Source organism: Companilactobacillus nantensis DSM 16982 (genome assembly GCF_001435815.1).
Taxonomy (GTDB): domain Bacteria; phylum Bacillota; class Bacilli; order Lactobacillales; family Lactobacillaceae; genus Companilactobacillus; species Companilactobacillus nantensis.
In genome coordinates this window covers 191393-214626 of sequence record NZ_AZFV01000001.1, presented here as the reverse complement: position 1 = coordinate 214626, position 23234 = coordinate 191393, and the positions used below count along the sequence as shown (strand labels likewise).

Below are 23234 nucleotides of genomic sequence, written 5' to 3'. Positions count from 1 at the left end.
TGTAATAATGGCAAGTCAGACAGATATTAAATTGAGAAAAGTTCAAATTTATTCCATTTTTGTAAGAAACCATACCAAAAAGGGTACTTTGATGGCGCTAGAACCTGATTTACAACGTATTAAAAACCTCGGTACCGACTATATTTGGTTGATGCCTATTTATCCAATTGGTAAAAAAGATCGTAAGGGTAAACTAGGCTCACCATATTCGGTGAAAGATTATCGAGCAATCGATCCTAAATTGGGTAGCTGGCAAGATTTTCTAAAAATAATTAAAGCGATTCATGACCATGGTATGAAAGTAATGCTTGATATTGTCTACAACCACACTTCTCGTGATTCAGTTTTGTTACAAGTTCATCCAGAGTGGTTCTTGCACGATAAAGCAGGCAATCTTTATAACAAGAATGAGGATTGGACAGATGTAGCCGAATTGGACTATTCACACAAGGCTTTGTGGAACTATCAAATTGAAACACTAAAACGTTACGCTAAACTCGTTGATGGTTTTAGATGTGATGTGGCACCGCAAGTTCCAATTGAGTTTTGGAAAGAAGCTCGTAAAGAAGTTGCCAAAGTTAACCCTAAGTGTGTTTGGTTAGCTGAATCAACAAGTAAAGACTATATTCAAGACTTGGGAGCTAAGGGTTTCCACGTTTCATCCGATGCTGAGTTATATAGCGCTTTTGACATGACTTATGATTATGATATTGACCAAACATGGCGTTCTTATGTTGAAGGAGATACTCCTTTGAAGAAGTACGTTGATGCACTGAATACGCAAAGTGTTATTTATCCAAAGAACTATATTAAGATGCGTGGACTTGAGAATCACGATCAACCAAGAGCTCACAGTATGTTTATTAATGAGAATGATATGTATAATTGGACCGCTTTTTCTGAATTTCAAAAGGGTGCAACCTTAATTTATGCGGGACAAGAATACGGGTTTAAGCACACACCAAGCTTGTTTGATTCAGATAAGCTTGATTGGAAAGATGCAAAGATGAATTTGAGTTCATTGATTGCCAAAATGCATGATTTGAGTCAAAGTGATATCCAAGTTTCAGGTTCATATAAGGTAACAGCTTTGGAAAATGACACCGTTGAAGTAACATATCGTCTCGGTGATATTATCAGAATTGGTCTATTCACCTTGAAGGGAATGTCCAGTGAGGTGCCTGTTGCCTTGCCAAGTGATAGTTATACCAATATGTTAAATAATTCCTTGATCCATGTGAAAGATGGCTTGATTGAGCTTGATTATGATCCAATTGTTATTCAAGGGAAGACTAATGAATAAAGGTTTTTGATGAAATATAAAGCGACTAATTCGTTTGTGAATTGGCCGCTTTTTTCGTGGAAAGAGTTTAACTGGTTACAAAGCTGTTATCGGTAACATCTCGAAAGCGGTTGCAATGACAGCGGTTTCGCAACATAATGGAAATTGTAATAAAGAAATATTATTTTTATAGGGGGCTTTGGTAATGAAGAAGAACTTCTGGAAGCGTTTAGGTAAACGCGTGGGAGTTATTGCTTTGGCAGCCGGTGCAGCATTTATGTTGGCAGCCTGCAGTAACAGCTCATCCTCAGGTAAGGATGTTAAGATCACAATTCTTCAAGGAAAGGTTGAAAATAATAAGCAATTTAAGCAAATTGCGAAAGAGTATGAAAAGAGCCATCCAAATGTGAAGATTGAAGTTACATCAATCGGTGGTGGTACTCAATATGATCCAGTTTTGAAGACTAGAATTTCATCTGGTAATGCACCAACAATCTTCAGTTTGGCTGGTCCAGCTGATGTTAAACAATTTAAGGCTCACGAGGCTGACTTATCAGATACAAAGGCCGCAAAGGCAGCACAACCAGGAACATTGGATGCTGTTAAGAACGACCAAGGTAAGGCTGTTGGATTACCATTCAACGTTGAAGGTTACGGATTTGTTTACAACAAGCAAGTCTTTGAAAAGGCTGGAATCGATCCAGAAAGCCTAACAACAGTTGATAAGTTACAAGCTGCTGTTAAACAATTGGATGCTCAAAAGGATCAATTAGGCATCAAGGGTGTCTTTGCACTTCCTGGTAAAGAAGCATGGATCATGTCTGATCACTTGCTAAACCTTTACGTAGCACAAGATTACAACGGTAATGCTCAAAAGCTTTACAAGTCAAAGAAAATGGCATTTTCAAAGAATGCTGATATGAAGACAATGCTTGATCTTCAAAAAGATTACTCAATCAAGCCTGTAATGCAAATGGATTACTCAGCACAAGTTAACCAATACTTCTCACAAGGTAAAGCAGCTATGATTCAACAAGGTGACTGGATTTACCCAACAGTTGAAGGTATTGACAAGAACTTCGCTAAGAACGAAATTGGTATGATTCCTATTCCTGTACCTGGTGAAGAAGGCAAACTACCAGTTGGTACATCACTATACTGGGCTGTTAATAGTCAAAAATCACAAGCAGAACAAAAAGCTGCTAAGAACTTCTTAGACTGGTTGTACACATCAAAAGCTGGTAAGAAGGATGTTGTAGATACATTGCACTTCGTTCCTGCATACAAGGGTTACGACAACTACAAGATGAAAGATCCATTGACATCAGTAGTATTCAAGTACTCACAAGAACACAAGACAACTGGCTGGGCATTCCCAGGATACACTGGTACTTCATGGGATCCAGACGTTGCACAACCAAATCTACAAAAGTACTTATCAGGCAAACAAAGCTGGGATAAGACAGTACAAAATATGACTGATGGTTGGGCTAAACAACAAAAATCAGCCAATAACTAAAAGTAACAAAAGAGGGCAATGAATATGAAAAACAAAAGTCTTTCATTCTGGTTATTTTTAACACCAACCCTCGTTGCGTTAGCTTTGGTAGTGTTCATTCCTGTTCTTGAAGGTTTGTTCTATTCATTCACAAACTGGGACGGTTTAACATTTACTAAAGTGGTAGGATTTCAAAATTACATAACATTATTCCAAGATAAGGCGTTTATTAACGCCTTTTGGTTTACAGTGGGGTTTGTAATTGTCACTGTTATCATGCTGAACGTAATAGGCTTGGGACTAGCATTATTAGTTACACAAAAATTCAAGGGAAACAATTTCTTACGTACCGTATTCTTCATGCCAAATATGATCGGTGGTTTAATTCTAGGTTTCATTTGGCAATTTATCTTCACACAAGGCTTCCAAGCTTTAGGTAACGCCTTGCACATGGATTGGCTTCAAAACTGGTTGACTAATGAAACAACTGGTTTCTGGGGATTGGTTATTGTTACAGTATGGCAAATGAGTGGTTATATCATGATCATTTACATTGCATACTTACAAAACATTCCTAATGAAATCATTGAAGCTGCAAAGATTGATGGAGCTTCAGCTTGGCAACGTTTCACTAAGATTACGTTCCCAATGATTGCTCCAGCATTCACAGTCTGCATGTTCTTGACTCTATCAAATGGGTTCAAGATTTATGATCAAAACTTGTCATTGACAAATGGTGGACCATATAACTCAACCCAAATGTTGGCTATGGATATTGTTAATACCGCTTATAACTCTGGTAACTTCGCATTATCAGAAGCTAAAGCTATTATCTTCTTTATCATCGTTGCTGCTATTTCACTATTGCAAGTAGCATACAACCGTAAGAGAGAGGAGGATCTCTAATGGATAAAAAAGGTCGTGTCGGTTTAGGAATTATTGGACTATTACTCGGAATACTTTGGTTATTCCCGTTCTATCTAATCCTAACTAACTCATTTAAAACACCAAAAGGGATCTTCGCTTCAGTTCTCTCGTTCCCACATCCAAGTACCGGCGATAACTACGTGAATTCCTTCAGGGCATTGAACTTTATCGGTTCATTGACTAATTCACTTATTATCACAGTCTGCAGTGTCTTGTTGATCATTCTTTGTTCATCAATGGCTGCATATGCTTTACAAAGAAATCACAGTAAATTGAGTGGCGGAATCTTGATGCTCTTTATTTCAGCTATGTTGATCCCATTCCAATCAGTTATGATTCCTTTGACAGCTAACTTCGGTGCTGTTCATTTTCTAAACATGTGGGGATTGGTTATCATGTACCTCGGATTTGACGCTAGTTTGTCAGTCTTCTTGTATCAAGGTACATTAGCAAGTATTCCTATTGCGATGGATGAATCAGCTGAAATTGAAGGAGCAAGTCGTTGGCAGATTTTTACTAAAGTTATCTTCCCAATGCTTTCTCCAATTACAGTTACAGTTGCTATTTTGAACATCATTGCTATCTGGAACGATTATCTATTGCCATCACTTGTCTTGCCACAAGCGCAATATACAATTCCACTACAAATGTTCAATTTCTTCGGTGAATATACTAAGCAATGGCATTTAGCCTTAGCTGGTATCACACTTTCAATCATTCCAGTAATTCTCTTCTATCTATTTGCTCAAAAATGGATTATCAAGGGTGTTACAGATGGTGCTGTTAAGTAATTAATAAGATGTCGTCTCCGGTCACAAGCAGTGAAATCGCTGTGAGGACCGGCACAAGCCGAGGTCTTGAGCCTCGATTTTGAACTTCGCACAGACCGCGAATTTCAAAATACGTCCTGTGCTGTAAGGCCGAGAAAAAAGCTCGACCTAACACCACTGCCACTGCTGATTTTACTGCTTGTGGCCTCCGACTAGTGTATTAACTAATTAATTAAAATTTTAGTTTTTGGACGATATACAGATAATTATTTTCAATCTTTAAATTAAATAGAAAGGACAAAGTGTTGTGATCAATCTAAAATCAAAAAATGGACAGAGACTAATTGCGAGTGGGAACTGGTTGATGTCGTTATTCAGTATCAACTTCTCATTCTTCTTAATTAATTTTTCGGTTATCTTGACCGCAATCGTTTTGTTCAATCTAAAATTTTCAACTACGTATAGTGTTTTTTTGATAATTCTTTGGTTAATGATTTCGGTCTTCACGATTCCTGGATTGGTTGCGAGTTTCGCAGCTGTTCAAGAGTGGCAGACGAATGGTAGTGTAAGTTTCTTCAAATACTTTTTTAAAAAGTGGTTTGATTTTCAAAAGAACTATCGTATTAACTTTGGATTAGGCTTTATCGCAAGTTTGTTCATTTTGCTAAACAAAGTGACAGTTGGTAATCCTCAGTGGCACATGGCCGTGTTGATCTTTACATTCGTATATTGCATGGTTTTAGTCGCAACTGGATTTCAATTGGCAACACATAAATTTGCTAGCATCTTGACATTATTTGTTGAAAAACCTTTACCAATAATCATCTCAGTAATAGTATTTTTAATCTTGATCTTAATGAATTTCGTTTTGCAATTGGCTTTTCTAAGTGTCATCTGTAGCGTATCGCTTCCAACGTACGTTTCTTACAGACTACTTGGTGGTCAAATAGCCAAAAAGGATTGACTATAGGTGTGGTGGACACATCTAGATTAGTAAGATTAAACTTATTTGTTAGCTGAAAGTCGAAAATATAAGGAGCGTTAAAAATGGTAAAAATTAACTTGGAACACATTTACAAACGCTATCAAGGTAATACTGACTATTCGGTTAGTGACTTTAACCTAGACATTAAAGATGGTGAGTTTATTGTCTTTGTTGGACCTTCCGGATGTGGTAAATCCACCACATTGCGTATGATAGCGGGCTTGGAAGACATCTCAAAGGGTGACTTTAAGATGGATGACAAAGTTATGAACGAAGTTTCACCTAAAGATCGTGACATCGCCATGGTTTTCCAAAACTATGCTTTGTATCCACATATGACTGTCTTTGATAACATGGCTTTCGGACTCAATATCCGGAAAAATGATAAGGAAGATACTAAGAAACGAGTTGAAAATGCCGCCGATATCTTAGGATTAACTCCATATCTCAAACGAAAACCAGCTGCTCTATCTGGTGGTCAAAGACAACGTGTTGCTTTAGGTCGTGCGATTGTTCGTGATGCAAATTTGTTCTTGCTTGATGAACCATTGTCAAACTTGGATGCCAAATTGAGAGTTCAAATGCGTACGGAAATTGCTCAATTGCACCAACGTTTAGGACGTAATTTCATTTATGTTACCCACGATCAAGTTGAAGCTATGACTATGGCTGATCGAATCGTCATTATGAATGATGGTAAGATTCAACAAGTTGGGACACCTGCTGAACTATACAGCAAGCCTACTAACAAGTTTGTTGCCGGATTCATTGGTTCACCAGCTACTAACTTCTTTGATGTTAAACTCGTTGACGGTAAGATCGTTAATGATCAAGGTTTAAATATTGCTGTACCTGAAGGTCAATATAAAGTTCTTGAAAAGCAAGGCTATGTTGGCAAAGAAATTACATTTGGTATTCGTCCAGAAGACGTTCATGCCGAAGAAGTTGCTATTCAAGCTTTCCCTGATGCCGTAATTAATGCTAAGATCCAAGTTTCTGAATTACTAGGTGCTGAATCAATTCTTTATTCTAACCTCGGTGGAACCGACTTTATTGCAAAGGTTGACTCACGTGATCATCACAAACCTGGTGATGATGTTCAAATGGCTTTTGAAATGACAAAAGCACATTACTTTGACAAAGATACAGACGAAACGATTCTTTAAGGATTATGAAAAGGTAATTAGGTATTTTTACCTAATTACCTTTTTCTATAGGAGGTGTACTTGATGCAAAGAATTTTTGAAGTAGATCCTTGGAACGTTGTAACTCACAAGCTAGATAAAGAGAATAAACGTCTTCAAGAAAGTTTGACCAGCTTAGGAAATGGTTATATGGGGATGCGAGGTAATTTTGAGGAAGAATACACTGGAGACAGTCTTCCCGGAATTTATCTAGCAGGGATTTGGTATCCTGATAAGACTCGTGTCGGCTGGTGGAAAAATGGCTATCCCAAGTACTTTGGAAAAGTCATTAACGCCGTAAACTTTATTAAAATGAATTTTCTAATTAATGGTTCACAATTGGATCTTGATAAGGATTCGATCAGTGACTTTACATTAGACTTAAATATGAAAGATGCTACCTTAACTCGTTCATTTATCGTTGATAAATCAGGTAGTAAGATTAAATTTAATTTCGTCAGATTTTTAAGTGTTGCTCAAAAAGAACTTTCCGTTCAAAAAGTTAGTTTTGAAAATTTCTCAAACGAAAAGGTTGATATCAAGGTTATTTCATCATTAGATGCTGATGTTAAAAATGAAGATGCTAACTATGATGAACATTTCTGGAATGTTTTGGATATTACTAAAAACAGTTTGATTGCTGAAACTAAACCAAACGACTTTGGTACACCAAGATTTACTTCTGGTATGCAAGTCAATTATGTGACTGATTTACCTGAAACTGATACTAATATTACAGATTTGGAAACGAGTACAACGTTTGAAAAGGTTTTGGAATCAAAAGAAATCGGTACAATCGAAAAACGTGTTATTGTGTTGACTTCTCGTGATTATCAAGATATTGATGATTTGCGTGATGCAATGGAGGGTATCAGTGCCAAGGTTGCTAAAGTAGCTTATAAGGATCTCTATTGTGCTCATGAAAATGTTTGGGCTGAACGTTGGAATCAATCTGACATTAAGATTGACGGTGATACTGATGCTCAACAAGGGATGCGCTTTAACCTCTTTGGACTCTTTACAACCTATTCAGGTGAGGATTCACGCCTTAATATTGGTCCTAAAGGTTTCACTGGTGAAAAATACGGTGGGGCAACTTATTGGGATACCGAAGCATTTTGTATTCCTGTTTACCTAGGTATTTCTAAACCTGAGGTTTCAAGAAATCTATTGATGTATCGTTATAACCAACTGCAAGGTGCTTACATTAATGCACAGCAACAAGGTTTGAAGGGTGCATTGTTCCCAATGGTAACCTTCAACGGAATTGAATGCCATAACGAATGGGAAATCACCTTTGAGGAAATTCACCGTAACGGCGATATAGCTTTTGCAATTTATAATTACACTCGTTATACCGGTGATAAATCATTCGTTCTCAACGAAGGTAGCAAGATTTTGACAGAAATGTCACGCTTCTGGGCTGACCGTGTTCACTTCAGTAAACGCAATGGAGAATACATGATTCATGGTGTTACTGGACCTGATGAATATGAGAATAATGTTGATAATAACTGGTACACGAACTTCCTTGCTAAATGGACGTTGAAGTATACTTTACAAATTTTAGGTGAAGTATCCAAAGATCAATTTGCTAAATTAGCTGTTTCAGATGCAGAGATGAAACAATGGCAAGATATTGTAGACAAAATGTATTTGCCATACGATGAAGACTTAGGTATTTTTGTTCAACACGATGGCTTCTTAGATAAAGATCTTGAGCCAGTTAGCGCCATTCCTAAGGATCAATTGCCAATTAATCAACATTGGTCATGGGATAAAATCTTACGTTCACCATACATCAAGCAAGGTGACGTCCTCCAAGGCATTTGGGACTTTATCGATGACTTTACTGAACGTGAAAAGAAACGTAACTTTGACTTTTATGAACCACTAACAGTCCATGAATCAAGTCTTTCACCCGCAATTCATTCTGTTTTGGCAGCTGATTTGCACTACGAGGAGAAAGCGGTTGCATTATATGAGAGAACCGCTAGACTGGACTTAGACAATTATAATAATGACACTGCAGATGGTTTACATATTACTTCAATGACTGGTGGCTGGTTAGCTATGGTCCAAGGATTTGCTGGTATGAGAGTACATGATGATGGCTCCTTGAGCTACAAACCATTCTTACCAAAGAAATGGAATAGTTATTCATTCAGACAAGTCTTTAGAGGCCGTGTAATTGAAGTTGCGGTTGACAGTGATGGACCACATTTCAACCTTATTTCTGGAGAACCAATTCAGATCGAGGTCAATAATGAACCATTAATGTTGAAATAATTGTAGAATATGGGTGTCTGAATTACTAATTCAGGCATCTTTTTATTAAAAAAAGGAGCTAAGTAATATGGTTAAATTCGAACAGGTTAAAGGATTTTTATTCGATCTAGATGGAGTTATTGCTAATACATCAGCTTATCATGCCAAAGCATGGCACCAATTGGCTGATGAATTGGGTGTAACATGGACCGAAGATTTGGGTAATCAACTTAAAGGTGTCGGCCGTATGGATTCACTCAACCTCATTTTGAAGTATGGCGGTAAGGAAAATGACTATACTGAAGATGAAAAAGTTAAGTACGCTGCTGAGAAGAATGATAACTACTTGAAGTTGCTTGATACATTGGATAAATCAGAAATTTTGCCAGGTATGGAAGACTTCATCAAGGAGATTTCCGACCAACATTACTTAATTTCGCTAGCATCGTCATCCAAGAATTCACCGTTAGTTTTGGAAAAATTAGGCTTAGCTCAGTATTTTGATGAAAAAGTTGATCCTGCAACATTAAAACATGGTAAGCCAGATCCAGAAATTTATACTCGCGCCGCTGAAGTTCTAAAATTAAAGCCCGAAGAATGTATTGGCTTAGAGGATGCTTCAGCCGGTGTTAAATCAATCAACGGTTCAGGTGCTATTTCTGTTGGTATCGGGGACCCGAAAGTTTTAAGTGAAGCCGATATTAATTTCAATAACACTTCAGAAGTAACCTTACAAAATATTGCAAAGGCTATGGATAAAAAAAAAGTTTTAGATAGATGAGGGTCTGGATTGTAAATGGTAGTAGTAAAGACAAATTTTGGAGAAACTAATGGACAAGAGGTCTCTCTTTATAAAATAACTAATAAAAATCAAACAAGTATCAGTGTATTAAGTTACGCGGCCACTTGGCAAAATTTTGAAGTGGTTGAGGATGGTGTCAAACGTTCGCTAATTGAACGTTTTGATAATTTGAATGACTATATTAAAACACCGTATGAAGTTGGTAAAACAATCGGTCGTGTCGCTGGACGTATTACTAAAGCTCACTTCAGCATTAATGATGTGGGTTATCAACTACAACCAAATGATGGAGCAAATATTATTCACAGTGGGGATTACGGATTGCAGTCACAAAACTTCGACAGTATAGTGGATTCTGACAATTCAGTCTTATTTACCCACACGGTCAATGGTGAAGATGGATTTCCGGGTGTTTTAAAAGTTAAAATTCGTTATACATTGAATGATGACGATGAGGTAGCTATCACATATAGTGCTAGAACGAATCACGATACGTTGTTTAATCCTAGTTGCCATGTTTATTTCAACCTTGGTGAAAGCAATATCCGTCAACAGCAATTACGTATTAATTCCAAACATTTTTTGGATATGAATGCGGAAAAATTACCAACTGGTAAAATGTTGGCTGTTACAAATGCATATGATTTCAAAAACTTTAAAAAAATTGGTCAAGGCTTGAAACAACTTAAACCATTAGATAAGTTTGAATTTGATGATGCATATGTTGTACGTGATAAGGCAGCAACCTTGAAAAGTGACAAACGGGCAATTGATTTCTATACTGATCGTAATGGATTAGTTATTTTTACTGCCAATCCAATTGACCAGCAAAAGGCAAGTACCCATGATTACAGTTCAATCGCCATGGAATTGATGACTTTGCCAGATGCTATCAATCATGCTGACTTTGGTGAAACAATTTTAAATGCTGGTCAAAAAGTGAGCTATACGAATAAATTCAAATATCGAAAATTAGATTAGAGGGGTCTACTTTATGAAAATTGAACACGTTGGACTATTTGTAGGAGATTTGGAACGCACGGTTGAATTTTATCAAACATTCTTCGACGCAACAGCTTCTGAAAAGTATCATAATCCAGTTACAACTTTTTCATCACGATTCTTAACATTCCCAGACGGTGCCAGACTAGAAGTTGGTACACGTGATGATTTGAATCGTCATCATGAAAAAGGCTATCCATTAGGATATATGCACATTGCCATGTCACTTGGTTCCAAAGAACAAGTTGATAATTTAACAAAGGAAATTGCTGCAGCAGGTTATAAGCATCTCAGCGGTCCACGGACAACCGGAGATGGTTATTATGAAAGTGTTGTTTGTGATCCTGAAGGCAATCAAATTGAATTAACAGTTTAAAAAAAGAATCCTGATGAAGGATTCTTTTTTATGCTTTCTTAAATTTAATTAGAGCCGCCTCTGGGTACAAGGCTTCAAACCTAAGCAGAGGATTTTTAATTATACCGGTCAGATATTATTTATCAACAATAGATAATTTATAATTATACAATCCAATTTCAGAAATAAATCTCATAAACATAGTAAACGGTTTCAAAACTTTGCTACAATAGAATTGATAATTATTTTATTAATACGAGGATGATAGCAATGCCAAAATACTTAGTTTTTATGGATCTTGATGGAACACTACTTTCCAGTGACCATAAGCATATTTCTGTTCGGACAAAAAGCACAATTGAACGGCTTCAGAAACATGATGTAATGTTTTATATTTCAACCGGTCGTATGTATGAATTAGCTAAAATTACGCAAGGACTTTTAAATCCCAATGTACACATGATAACTTCTAATGGAGCGGTTTTTGACGGACCTGCTGGTCAAGAAGTTACTCATATGGGTGCTAAAGCTGTTGAATTGGCATATCAAGTTACACAAGTTAATAAGTTGCCTATGATGTTATTTACACCTAAGGAAGCTTACTTTACAGAAAAAATTCCCCATTTTATTGCTCAAAATGCTGGTAATTTCGATGAAGCATTCGGTTATAAAGAAATTAAAAGTCTCGATGAGTTAAAAGAGGTTGCTTCTGAAATTACTAATGGAGTTGTCTTGAGTAAGGGAGATTTGACTGAGTTGACTCAAGCTCATGATAAGATGGCAGAAAGTAAGTTATTGCGTTTGTCGTCTTCGGGTCCTGATAATATCGAAATGATTCCGTTGAAAACGGATAAAGGCACGGCTGTGAAACGAATCCAATTAGAACGTGGAGTTGATGCTGACCATACATTTGTCTTTGGTGATGGAATGAATGATGTTGGTATGATGAAAGAGGCTAAGTATTCGGTTGCAATGGGGAATGGTCTAGCTGAAGTTAAGGAAATTGCTAATTATGTAACTGAAACGAATGCCAATGATGGTTTGGCTAAATTTCTTGAGAATTTTTTTAAGAATGAATTGTAGGATTTAAAATATTGAACGCAAAACGGGTACCAGTAAGAATGCATTTCTTACTGGTACCCGTTTTCATATTAAAATATTAATTTTCACTGATTGTGGAGTGACTAATAATTTCAAATTCCTCTTGGCTAGGTTGCCACTCTTTTGCTTTCGGTTTGAAAGTTTGATCAAATGTATCAACCTTAGCCATATCGACATTCATTGCTGGACTTTCCTGATAAAGCCACTGATGTTCTTTAAGAACTCCAGGTACTAATTCTTTCACTAACATGGCCGTTGGATAAGTTCCATTCAAACTAACGTGATGTTTCAAGCAACTTTCAAAGCCACGACTGACATAGTTACTAGGCATACCGAAAATAACAATGGCATCGTAATTTAGTTGCTTGGCAATCGTGAAAGACTTTTCCAATAATAGTTTACTTAGGCCTTGACGTTGAAAATCAGGGTCAACACAAACGGGACCGAAAGTAAGAATAGTTTTCTCACGACCAGTTTCGTCAATCAATTTAGCCTTGGTATACATAACATTGCCGATGATTCGATTATCTTTTTCGACAACCAAATCTAGTTCAGGAATGAAGTCAGATGCAGAACGTAAAATGTGGGCCAAATAATGTTCAACACATCCCGGCATGTATAAATTCCAAAAAGCTTCACGGGTCATTTTTTCAACTGCTCGATAGTCAGCTGGTGTTTCGTTTCTAATAATAATATTTTTGTTTAAATTCAAAATAGGTTCCTCCTAAAAGTTAATGAACTGCTTTTGGAAGGCTTGAACTAAAATTGTTGCAGACCTTCCGGTTAAGCAACAATATCCAGACTATTATTTGTTTTTGTCATAAAGCGACTCCTTAAATTTAATTAATTATTGCGTTATGCTAGTTTATTCGTTGTTTTTGATTCCAATCAAGTTATGTTAAAAAATACATAATTTAAATTGATGGTTATAAATCAACTAGTACAACACATTAATTAGAGTATATCATACTGAATTAGGCTAACTGATTCATCTAAAAGATAGTTCACATGCTTACTTTTTGACAGGTTTTACTAGCTTTTCGCTACTCTTGATGATGAATTGATGGAAGAGGGTAATAAATTGCGAATTAGTTAACATATCTGAATGTTCAGCGTTTGAACCGGTCAAAGTGATAAACATATAGTGTTTGATTTGATCCTGATAAATATATTTACCTGCATCGACACTACTCAATGGCACAATTCCGTCGTCAGAGTATTGTTCAGTTCCTGCAATAGAATAATAGCTCATTGTCTTGGGGATATGGTTTTTATTCTTGATCAATTGATCCAACATTTCTGTCTTGTCATCATGACTAGTTTCCGCAAAATTAAACGGTGCTCCAACCGTCATCAAATGGTTTATTTTAACGTTGTGATAGTTGTCAAAATAGTCTTCTAGAAAGTAAGTCCAAATTAAACTGCCATTAGAATGTCCAAAGGCATTGAAGGTCTTAAAATGATATTTTTGCTGCAAATCTTTGAAAGCAGTATTGAACCAAGTTGTTTGTTTCTTAATATTCTCGAGTCCATCTTGACTGTTCTCAAAGCCGACGACGATATACGGATTTTTATCCTTAGTCGAAATATGACCGCTATACGTTAAGCTATTATCAGTATTGACGGTTACTTTCAGTACATTATGATGTTCCTTATAGCGTTTATCAACGTTGCTGATCAGACCATCTAAAACATTATTATCGGCTCCACTACCAGGAATCATAATAATTGGAGACATGGTTGAGCTTTGGTTAGTTGACGATGCCGCTGAATTGTTCCTTGTCCATAAATAAGAAATTGTAATTAATAATAGAATAATAATAGTTGTAAAAATCCAAAAGGTTCTTTTTTTATTATCTTGATTATGTTTACGCATTGGATAGCTACCTTCTTAAGCGGGATTAACAAATGCCAAATTGATTATAACTTGAAATTAAAAATGGTTTTACAAAAAAGTCTTGAAAATTGCAAAAAAAAATCAACCACCAAAAATGTGATTGATTAGATTAATTATTATTTATTAATTGATAATTGTTGACGAATTCGTTTCTCTTCACCAATGGCAATGACTGCTAAAACAATGATACTCAAGACAACAGCTAAATAGAAGACGATAAATGTATCATTCCAGCCATGTAAGTGCATCCCAAGCATTGAAAGACCATGAGCTTTTGGATCGGCAATGGCAGCAAAACCAACTTGAGCCATTAAGTCACCAAAAATGTAAGCAAACGTTCCGGTCATACCATCAGAAACATTCAAAGCATTCTTAGGAACAAAACTAATAACAGAAACACCAATCAAAAGTTGAGGTCCGTAAATTAACATCCCTAAGAAGAATAATGAAGTATTAATCATCATTGGAGTTGTTCCATAACGATAGCCCAAAACGACAAAGGCTGTTAGAGCCAAACAAATAATAGAAACAACAGCACGACGTCCCTTTAATAAATCAGAGAACCAACCCCAAACAACACTACCGATAATGCCACCTAATTGGAAAAGCAACAAAGTATTGGCACCTTGAGCAATTGTAAAGTGAAGTTGTTGAACGGTGTAGAGTGGTGCCCAGTTGACAATACCAATTCTGACGACATAAACGAAGACGTTAGCTAAACATAATAACCAAACCCAAGGACTCTTCATAACAAAAGTTTTGAAAATATCCCATTTACTCATTTTGGCAGCTGACGCATCAGCTTTTGAAACATTTTCGCCAAAGATTACTTCACTGGAGTCCCAGCCAAGTTCTTGTGGATCATCAGCACCGAAGAACAATCCCCAGAAACCAACGATTAAACCAATGACAGCAGGGAAAATGAACATTCCGCCGACGTTGCCGCTAAAAAGATGATTAGCACCCCAAAGTGCAATCACACCAGCAACAGCACCACCGAATTCATGTGAGATATTCCAAATACCAATATAACGACCACGAGTAGTTGTAGTTGTCCAACGTGAAATAGTTGAAAGTGAAGCCGAACCACCAGGTGATTGGAAAATACCATTTAATGACCAAAGTACTAAAATCAAACCAACTGGTGCTTGATTCATTAACAAGGCAACACCAATAATTAAAGTCATAATGGCAGCCAAGATAAGCAAGAATGACATGAATCGTTTAGTATTCTTACCATCAACGACATACCCTAAGACGGTTTTCCCAATACCATAAGCTAGTGAAAAGCCATAGCCAATCCAACCTAAAGCAGTTGTTGAGATACCTTGCTTAACCAATAGCGGTTGGGCAGCAGATAAGTTATTCCGTATCAAATACATACAGAAGTAAACAAAGAAAACGACCAAGAAAGACTTGAGAAATTCTTTGAACCAACGACTTTTTTGTTCGTCGATAGAAAGTCCCAATTTAGCAGGTCGTTTTAAATCAAAATAATGTAACATTTAAAACATCCCCCTCAAAATATCAACATTGAATTAAGCAGAGTGGGGATCAATTGAAAAGTATTTCGTGATTATGAATTATGATAAAAAATATTATAAATTGGTCGGCAACTGGTACTTAATTCACTTTAATTTTAGTTTATCGAACCGGTTCGATACCAAGTAGAAAATAAAAAAACACATCAAATTATCATAATTTATATAATAATTTGAAGTGTTTTAAATTTATTTATTTAATTTTAGTTGATAACCAATTTCACGAGCAACTTTCAATTCTTCAGTCATATACCACATTTCCTGAATTTTACCTTCATCATTGAAAGTAAATGTACCGACTTCGTCCCAAGTAACTTCCTTATTTGTTGCCGGAGCGCTGGCAAATGTTCCTTTATGTTGTACCGAGTAATGAAACTGTGCCATTACTTTGTTTTCTTCTGCCACGATAAATTTCATTTCAACTTTTTGTTCTCCAAGTGCGGCATGTAAGATGCTCCATCCGTCACGTACCCAGTCCATGAAATTACCTTCCTGTGGAATGGCGTCTTCGGTTGCCTCATATAGTGCCGCGAAACCTGCTCGATGAGTTACAGCATCTGGTACTACAACAGACTCTATATATTCTACATCGTTGTTGGGGAGAGCTTCGACGATAAGCTTTTCTACAATTTTCTTTTCTGCTGTTTCTTTTGTCATAATAAATGACCTCCAAAAAATTTTGTGATTGCTAAACTCATAGCGGCCGTCTATCGAGTTCCTGTTGAGTCACTTGTTAATGCGAGAAGTAATATAGCACGCAAATAAAATTAATGTCAACAATTTTATTCATAAATTCAAATTTGTCGATATGTTTACAAAAATCTATTTACATATCGTGAAATGTGAATATAATATAGTTATGAATATTAATACAAAAGTATTTACGGTTTTAGCCAACCAAACGAGGTTAGATATTTTACAATGGCTAAAGAATCCTGAAAAGGAAATCACTTCAGTATCATGTGAAACTGTGCAATTTATGATGAAAGAAAAGGGTGGCATTTGTGTAGCTGACATTGTTAAGCGTGCCGGCTTAGCACAATCGACTGTTTCAAAATATTTGAGTGATTTACAAACCTGTGGTCTTTTGATTTCTGAACGTCATGGTAAGTGGACATATTATCGACGAAATGAGGAGAACATTCAAGCTTTAGCTAAGGTGATTTCTGAGGAACTTTAGAGTTCCTTTTTATTTAAAAGAATACATCGTTAATTTGCGATTTATAATTATGAGGAGGTATTTTAGATGTCAGAAAATTTAAGAATTGTTTTACCACAATGGCAAGGTGGTATGAATCAAAATTATCGTATTGGTAGTAAAATTTTGGAAGCTATTGTACCTGAAAGCAGCCAGACACCAACACTTCATATACCAGTATCGAATGTCGCTGAAACTGAAAATGACAAAATTGATGCTGAAAAGACCTTGTTGAAACAGATGCAGGTGACTTTTGATACTTTACAACTGAAACAACCTAAGCGAGTAATAACTTTAGGTGGCGACTGTTCCATTTCTGAAGCTCCATTCGATTATTTGCACGGTCAGTATCCAGATAAATTTGGTGTAATTTGGTTAGACGCTCATCCAGATATTTCTGATCCTAAAACATCGCATCATATCCATGAAATGGTCGTTGCTAATTTATTACATAAAGGTGCTGAAAAATTTAATCAGCAGGTTAAGAATCCAATACAACCTAACCAGGTTTTGATGGCCGGGCTACAGTATGAACAATTACGGACAATGGATCAGAAAGTGAAGGATTTAAATCTTAGTTATGTGACACCATCAAAATTAGTTAATAATAGTGACAAAGTCATTGAGTGGTTAAAAGTTAACGAAATTAAGCACATAGCAATTCATTTGGACTTGGATGTTTTAGATCCTGATGATTTTCGCTCAATTTTGCCAGCTGAACCAGGAATGGATCGTAGTCAGTTTGGAGCTGCAATTGGTACGATGAAATTAGAAGCGGTAATTCGTTTACTACAAGATATTGGTTCAGTAAGTGATTTGGTTGGATTATCATTGGCCGAACATATGCCTTGGGATGCAATCAATTTACATAATGGTTTAGCTAAATTATCAATTTTTAAATAAGGGGTATCTTAGGATACTTCTTTTTTTGTGGTTTTGACAGCGGCATTATTTTTTAAAAGTTTGATGAATTCTTCAAATGGACGATTAATGAAATGATCTTTGCGATAGATGAAATCTAATTGAATCGAAGAAAATCCTGCCGGTAATTCTGTCATATATAGTAATTTTCTCTCAACGAAAGGTTGTGCAATTTTTTTAGGAACGATACTAATCCCAAGCCCTGAACAAACACTAGCCATAATTGCATCCAAGTAGTTGAATTCAATTGGGTGATGAATACTAATGTTTTGTGAGCGCAGCCAAGTTTCAGTAACTTCACGATAAATACAGCCAGTGGAAAAGACAAGAAATGAGGCAGTGTTTAAATCACCAATTTCTGGACTAGCAGAGACTAAGCACAGTTCTTCAGTTACAAGCGGAATGGAAACGAGGTCTGTCTTATCAATGTTTTCACCAATTACAGCACCATCTAATTCATAATTCAAAACCTGCTGAATATTCTCCATCGGATTACTTGTTTCAATAGCCAACCTAACTTTAGGGAAATTACGATAGTATTCAGTCAAAATTGGTGGTAAGAAGGTGGCTGAAGCTGATTGCAATGTTCCAATGCGTAAGTCACCCTCGACCTCATTAGGGTGTTTCATTTGATTAATAGTATCCTCAGTCAAGTCAACAATATTAATAGCCCGATTGTAAAATTCTTTGCCGGCATCAGTTAAAATAACACCACGATTAGTCCGATAAAAAATAGTCGTTCTTAATTCAGTTTCTAGTTGATGGACTCGAGCTGAAATATTTGATTGAGCATAACCCAATTGTTGGGCGGCTCCAGAAATACTACCGGTTTGCACAATTGCAATAATCATTTTGAAAGTATCGATATTCATAATAGTTCTCCTGATATCATTATTTGATATACCTACGTTCTGATTCTCGTAGTTTATTATATATCAAGTTGACCATATACTGTACTTGTAAGTTAAGAGAAAGAGGAAATCTTAGGAGGAAATATTATGACAACAAAAATTGGTATTAACGGATTTGGTAGAATTGGACGTTTAGCATTTAGAAGAATCGCAGCTTTACGTGATCAAGGTAAGACAGATCTCGAAGTTGTAGCAATCAACGATTTGACTTCACCACACATGCTAGCTCACTTGTTAAAATATGATACTGGTCATGGCAACTTTAAGATTGATTCAATTACAAATGAGGATAATGCAATCATCGTTGATGGTCAAAGAATTCCTGTTTACGCTGAAAGAAATGCCCAAGATTTACAATGGGTTAAGAACGATGGTGTTGATATCGTCCTTGAATGTACTGGCTTTTATACTTCAACTGAAAAAGCTCAAGCTCATCTTGACGCCGGAGCTAAACGAGTTTTGATTTCCGCTCCATCAGGACAAATGCCAACTATCGTTTATGGTGTTAACGAAGATACTTTAACAAACGACGTCCGCATTGCTTCAGTTGGTTCATGTACAACAAACTGTATCGCTTTGTTAGCCAATGCTGTTAATAAAGAATTTGGTATCAGAGCCGGTTCTATGACAACGGTTCACGCTTATACAGCAACACAAATGTTACAAGATGGCCCAGAACGTAATGGCAATGTTCGTGCCGCACGTGCTGCTGCTCAAAATATTATTCCTCATTCAACTGGTGCAGCCAAAGCTTTAGGGTTAGTTATTCCTGAATTGCAAGGTAAAATGGATGGACATGCACAACGTGTTCCTGTAATTTCAGGTTCAGTTACGGAATTAGTTACAACACTCGATAAAGAAGTAACAGTTGCTGAAGTTAATGCTGTTGTTAAGAAATATACTGATAACTCAGTTTCATTCGGTTACAACGATGATGAAATCGTCTCATCAGATGTCATTGGTACAAGCTATGGTTCAATCTTTGATCCAACACAAACACAAATTGTCGGATCAGGTTCAAGCCAAGTTGTTAAAACTGTCGCATGGTATGACAATGAATCAGGTTTCACAGCTCAAATGATTCGCTCACTTGAAAAGTATGCAAGTTTGGACTAATTAGGTAATAACAAAAGAATATTATCAAAATAAGGAATGAATTCGTTAGTGTGAATTCATTCCTTATTCATTTGATTGAATATTAGACTAATATTTTACTATTTAGTTACATTTTGGTAACTTTTATTACCGTTATTACACAGATGTGTAACTTTTAATCATAATCAGTAATCTTGACATATACTTCTTGTGTTGCTAAGGCGACAAAAGGGAGAGGAAGTTTATGGTTTTGAAGAAAAGGTTTATCGCGGCGTTAACAGCTGTGATGTCTTTGGTAGTCTTATTTTTTGGTGCATCGACGGTTGATGCGGCTAAGACGGATATGGTTGACGTCTCGAATTACAACGGTGATATGACTGTTGCTAATTTCCAAGATATGTATAACAACTATGGTGTTAAGGCCGTTGTAACTAAGATTAGTGAAGGTACTTCCTTTAAGGATAGTACTGCGGCTAACAATATCAAAACAGCTCAAGCAGCTGGCTTGTACATTAATGGTTATCATTATGCACATTACAGTTCTGTTGCTGGTGCGATTGCTGAAGCTGATTATGCAGCTCAAACAGCGAAAGCTGACGGATTACCTAGTGGAGCTGTCCTAGTTGCCGATGTTGAGAGTTCTGAACAAAGTGCTAGTTCGACTTCACAAAATGATGCGGACAATGCTGCTTTTATGAACGAGGTTGCTAAATATGGTTATCGTTCAACCATTTATACGATGGGTTCATGGGTCGGTTCAGTCATGAGTGTTGATCAAGGTTGGATTGCTTCATATCCATACGATCCAACAGGTCAAGATTGGTACACAGGTAATCATGGTTGGCAATGGTCAAGTACTTACCAATTTAGTGGTAGTTATGGTAATTTTGATGTTTCTGAATTGTACGATAGCTTCTTTACAAGTTATCAATCAACGACTGGTTCATCAACAAGTACTGGCTCAACTTCTACTGACAGTGGTTCGACATCAACTGGTAGTTCATCAAGTAGCTCTTCAAGCAGTTCATCAACAGATACAACTGTTACAGGAACTTCAGTTATCAATGTCAACAATGCTTCTGGTAGTTATGTACCACTAGTTTCAATCAGTAGCGATGGCAGTACCGTACAAACATTGAGTAGTCGAGCTTTGAGTAACCATTCAGCTTGGCAAACAGATCAAAACAAAGTTGTTAATGGGGTAACATATTATCGTGTTGCTACCAACGAATGGGTTTCTGCTCAATATTTGACTGATAATAATGCAAGTTCCAGTCAAGGTAGTTCAACAAGTAGTATGAGCGTTATTAAGGTTAAGAATAGTAATGCTAGCTTTGTTCAACTAATGGCTTTACAAGATGATGGTACGATGAAAGTTGTTACTAACCGTGCATTAGGTAACAATACTTCATGGCAAACTGATCAAAATAAAGTAGTTGACGGGGTAACATACTATCGTGTTGCAACTAATGAATGGGTTTCCGCTTCATATGTTATTTAAGCTTTATTAGGATATACATTTAAAACATACTTTTGATTATTGAAATCAAGGTATGTTTTTTTGAGTAGTTTTTAATTGGGTATATACTTGAGATATTTAAAAAATTAAGACGACAAACGTGAAATAAGCGGAAAGAAATGAAGTTAAAGTAAGAAATTGATTCTTACAATTTAAATTACATAATCTATGTTATATAAAGAGCTGGATTGGCATAGGAGGGTGCCTAAAAATCTTGATTTACTTTTGCAGATAATATATACTTACAACTGAAAAGAGACCACAAGGAATGCGACTCCTGTGATCTCAATCATTGAATGGAAAATGGTTAGATTTTGGTAAGACTAATCTAAATGATTAGTCTTTTTTAGTGTCTTAGCTTCAACGTATATATAATACGCTTTAGCTAAGTAATACACACTAATTGCAAACTCAAAGAGCTGCAAAGCCAAACCTCCAAACTTATCCTTGCTACCATAGTCATACACCTCCATCTAATGGATTAATTGAGGGGTGTTGCACCATATAACTGTTCGACTACAACCAACAAGGGTAATTACTCCTCGAAAGCTTTGCTGTATGTCTATTATATCGAATATCGCTAATGATTTAAAATTTATATATTTATTTACAATAATCGAAGAAATGTTTATTTCATGGGTGCTGACACGTGTATTAAAATACCTGTACAGTATTTCAAAGAAGATATGAAGATATCATATACAAATCTAAGTATCCTAATATTTTCGTGGCGTTAGTTGAATAGATACAAAAATAAGCTCCCAAGCCGTAATTTGCTTGAGAGCTTATTTCAATTTATTAACAAATTTTATCGCCTAAACTAATCATCTTTTCACGACGTTCAGCAGCCGTTTCAGGTTTAACATTTCTCCAGTCAACAACTGAGAGGGCACCATCTAAGATACCACTGTTATCTTTCAAAGCTAGGGCATTGTGCCAAAGTGAAATGTTTAATCCATTTGTCATTAAATCAGCATCTGATGGGGAGGTGCTTAAATCAAAACCGGCATCATTATCCAATTCAACGGTATATTTTGGATCAGCGTCTTTCAAAATTACAAGTTGGAACTTGTCACCGATAGCACAGCTACCACCGAGACTTGAGTATTTATTTGAACCATCATCAGTTGTGAGAATGATAGTTGCATCTGTTGGAACGTTTTTATTTTCTAAGTATGTGAGTGCTTCTGGTTTAATATTGATTTTCATGGTTAAAGGTCCTTTCTAATACTACATTTTATTAGCTTGCGCAAAATTGATTTGTACAAAACCTTTATTACAATTTTTAATATACATCATTTATGCCAAGTGTACAAATATTTGGCTTACGGTCTGAATTTAATTGAAATACCGGTTTGATTGGTCAATAATCTATCTATTAAGTAAATGGGGTATTTAAGTATATGAGGAAAATTTATTTCATTTGTACGGGAAATTCTTGTCGTAGTCAAATGGCAGAAGGTTTTGCCAAAGAATCCTTTAGTGAAGATTGGCAAGTTGAGAGTGCGGGAATTGAAGCTCACGGTGTTAATCCTTTGGCGGTGAAGGTAATGGCAGAAGTTAATATCGATTTATCTCACAATAAATCCAAGTTAATAGATACTGATTTTTTAAATGATTGTGATTTAGTGGTAACACTTTGTGGGGATGCCAAGGATCGTTGTCCTATGACTCCTCCAAGTGTGAAGAAATTACATTGGCCACTGCCAGATCCAGCTCAAGCAACGGGTACTGAAGCGGAAAAGATGGTTGTATTCCGTCAAGTTCGTGAGCAAATTAAAGATTTAGTAATCGATTTAGCCTCAAGTTTAAAATAATGGTTTAAAGGTGTTTCTCATGACGATATAATATGAGTATATTTTTAATTACTATATTAATTAGAGAGAAGAAAAACTATGTCTGAAAAAAATGAAAATCCATATTGCCATGCTGGAATGACTTGTCATGATGGTTGCCATTGTGCCAGTGACGATGGTAT

General features: G+C 36.2%; 22 protein-coding genes. 16 read left to right on the top strand and 6 right to left on the bottom strand.

From position 1 onward, the window contains the following. The first annotated feature begins 7 nt into the window (after positions 1–7). From FD31_RS00965 to FD31_RS00915, 11 genes are all read left to right on the top strand, one after another. Positions 8–1303 carry an alpha-amylase family glycosyl hydrolase gene (locus tag FD31_RS00965; protein WP_057890887.1) on the top strand — a complete coding sequence of 432 codons (1296 nt, stop codon included), beginning with the start codon at positions 8–10 and terminating at the stop codon, positions 1301–1303. A gap of 184 nt (positions 1304–1487) precedes the next feature. Then, positions 1488–2801: an ABC transporter substrate-binding protein gene (locus FD31_RS00960; protein WP_057890886.1), complete on the top strand. Its 1314-nt coding sequence runs from the start codon at positions 1488–1490 to the stop codon at positions 2799–2801. Positions 2802–2825: 24 nt separating this feature from the next. Then, positions 2826–3686: a carbohydrate ABC transporter permease gene (locus FD31_RS00955; RefSeq protein WP_057890885.1), complete on the top strand. Its 861-nt coding sequence runs from the start codon at positions 2826–2828 to the stop codon at positions 3684–3686. Next, positions 3686–4498 (top strand): carbohydrate ABC transporter permease, encoded by an 813-nt coding sequence (locus FD31_RS00950; protein WP_057890884.1) that lies wholly within the window; start codon positions 3686–3688, stop codon positions 4496–4498. The genes FD31_RS00955 and FD31_RS00950 overlap by 1 nt, the downstream gene beginning before the upstream one ends. 343 nt (positions 4499–4841) lie before the next feature. After that, the gene (locus FD31_RS00945; protein ID WP_057890883.1) at positions 4842–5441 is read left to right on the top strand and encodes a hypothetical protein; all 600 of its coding nucleotides are present in this window, start codon (positions 4842–4844) and stop codon (positions 5439–5441) included. An 83-nt stretch (positions 5442–5524) separates the two neighbouring features. Next, positions 5525–6628 (top strand): ABC transporter ATP-binding protein, encoded by a 1104-nt coding sequence (locus FD31_RS00940; protein WP_057890882.1) that lies wholly within the window; start codon positions 5525–5527, stop codon positions 6626–6628. Positions 6629–6691: 63 nt separating this feature from the next. Further along, positions 6692–8935 carry a glycoside hydrolase family 65 protein gene (locus tag FD31_RS00935; protein ID WP_057890881.1) on the top strand — a complete coding sequence of 748 codons (2244 nt, stop codon included), beginning with the start codon at positions 6692–6694 and terminating at the stop codon, positions 8933–8935. 67 nt (positions 8936–9002) lie between these two features. Then, positions 9003–9695: a beta-phosphoglucomutase gene (gene pgmB, locus FD31_RS00930; protein ID WP_057890880.1), complete on the top strand. Its 693-nt coding sequence runs from the start codon at positions 9003–9005 to the stop codon at positions 9693–9695. 15 nt (positions 9696–9710) lie between these two features. After that, complete coding sequence (locus FD31_RS00925) at positions 9711–10697, top strand: aldose epimerase family protein (RefSeq protein ID WP_057890879.1); 987 nt, start codon at positions 9711–9713, stop codon at positions 10695–10697. Positions 10698–10710: 13 nt separating this feature from the next. Beyond that, positions 10711–11094, top strand: a complete 384-nt coding sequence (locus FD31_RS00920; protein ID WP_057890878.1) for a VOC family protein — start codon at positions 10711–10713, stop codon at positions 11092–11094. Between the two features lie 249 nt (positions 11095–11343). Continuing rightward, entirely contained in the window at positions 11344–12156 is an 813-nt protein-coding gene (locus FD31_RS00915; RefSeq protein ID WP_057890877.1) for an HAD family hydrolase, read from the top strand. 76 nt (positions 12157–12232) lie between these two features. On the opposite strand, the gene FD31_RS00910 is transcribed toward FD31_RS00915, so the two are convergent. The 4 genes from FD31_RS00910 to FD31_RS00895 form a co-directional block, all read right to left on the bottom strand. After that, entirely contained in the window at positions 12233–12820 is a 588-nt protein-coding gene (locus tag FD31_RS00910; protein ID WP_057890904.1) for a GNAT family N-acetyltransferase, read from the bottom strand. A gap of 366 nt (positions 12821–13186) precedes the next feature. Then, positions 13187–14050: an alpha/beta hydrolase gene (locus tag FD31_RS00905; protein ID WP_057890876.1), complete on the bottom strand. Its 864-nt coding sequence runs from the start codon at positions 14048–14050 to the stop codon at positions 13187–13189. Positions 14051–14187: 137 nt separating this feature from the next. Further along, positions 14188–15576: a hexose-6-phosphate:phosphate antiporter gene (gene uhpT / locus FD31_RS00900; protein ID WP_057890875.1), complete on the bottom strand. Its 1389-nt coding sequence runs from the start codon at positions 15574–15576 to the stop codon at positions 14188–14190. Positions 15577–15801: 225 nt separating this feature from the next. Then, positions 15802–16269, bottom strand: a complete 468-nt coding sequence (locus tag FD31_RS00895) for an ester cyclase (RefSeq protein ID WP_057890874.1) — start codon at positions 16267–16269, stop codon at positions 15802–15804. Between the two features lie 202 nt (positions 16270–16471). Between FD31_RS00895 and FD31_RS00890 the strand changes: the two genes are divergently transcribed. Both FD31_RS00890 and FD31_RS00885 read left to right on the top strand, forming a co-directional pair. Beyond that, positions 16472–16792, top strand: coding sequence for an ArsR/SmtB family transcription factor (locus tag FD31_RS00890; protein ID WP_057890873.1), 321 nt, complete (start codon positions 16472–16474; stop codon positions 16790–16792). Positions 16793–16858: 66 nt separating this feature from the next. Continuing rightward, positions 16859–17713, top strand: coding sequence for an arginase family protein (locus tag FD31_RS00885; RefSeq protein ID WP_057890872.1), 855 nt, complete (start codon positions 16859–16861; stop codon positions 17711–17713). An 8-nt stretch (positions 17714–17721) separates the two neighbouring features. Here FD31_RS00885 and FD31_RS00880 read toward each other — a convergent pair whose 3' ends face one another. After that, positions 17722–18603: a LysR family transcriptional regulator gene (locus tag FD31_RS00880; RefSeq protein WP_057890871.1), complete on the bottom strand. Its 882-nt coding sequence runs from the start codon at positions 18601–18603 to the stop codon at positions 17722–17724. Positions 18604–18729: 126 nt separating this feature from the next. On the opposite strand from FD31_RS00880, the gene gap reads away from it, so the two are divergent. Together gap and FD31_RS00870 are read left to right on the top strand one after the other, a co-directional pair. Continuing rightward, the gene (gap, locus tag FD31_RS00875) at positions 18730–19758 is read left to right on the top strand and encodes a type I glyceraldehyde-3-phosphate dehydrogenase (RefSeq protein ID WP_057890870.1); all 1029 of its coding nucleotides are present in this window, start codon (positions 18730–18732) and stop codon (positions 19756–19758) included. Positions 19759–19981: 223 nt separating this feature from the next. Next, entirely contained in the window at positions 19982–21238 is a 1257-nt protein-coding gene (locus FD31_RS00870) for a GH25 family lysozyme (RefSeq protein ID WP_057890869.1), read from the top strand. 816 nt (positions 21239–22054) lie between these two features. Here FD31_RS00870 and FD31_RS00865 read toward each other — a convergent pair. Beyond that, positions 22055–22465, bottom strand: a complete 411-nt coding sequence (locus tag FD31_RS00865; RefSeq protein ID WP_057890868.1) for an iron-sulfur cluster biosynthesis family protein — start codon at positions 22463–22465, stop codon at positions 22055–22057. Between the two features lie 194 nt (positions 22466–22659). Between FD31_RS00865 and arsC the strand changes: the two genes are divergently transcribed. After that, complete coding sequence (gene arsC / locus FD31_RS00860; protein WP_057890867.1) at positions 22660–23073, top strand: arsenate reductase (thioredoxin); 414 nt, start codon at positions 22660–22662, stop codon at positions 23071–23073. Positions 23074–23234 lie beyond the last annotated feature (161 nt).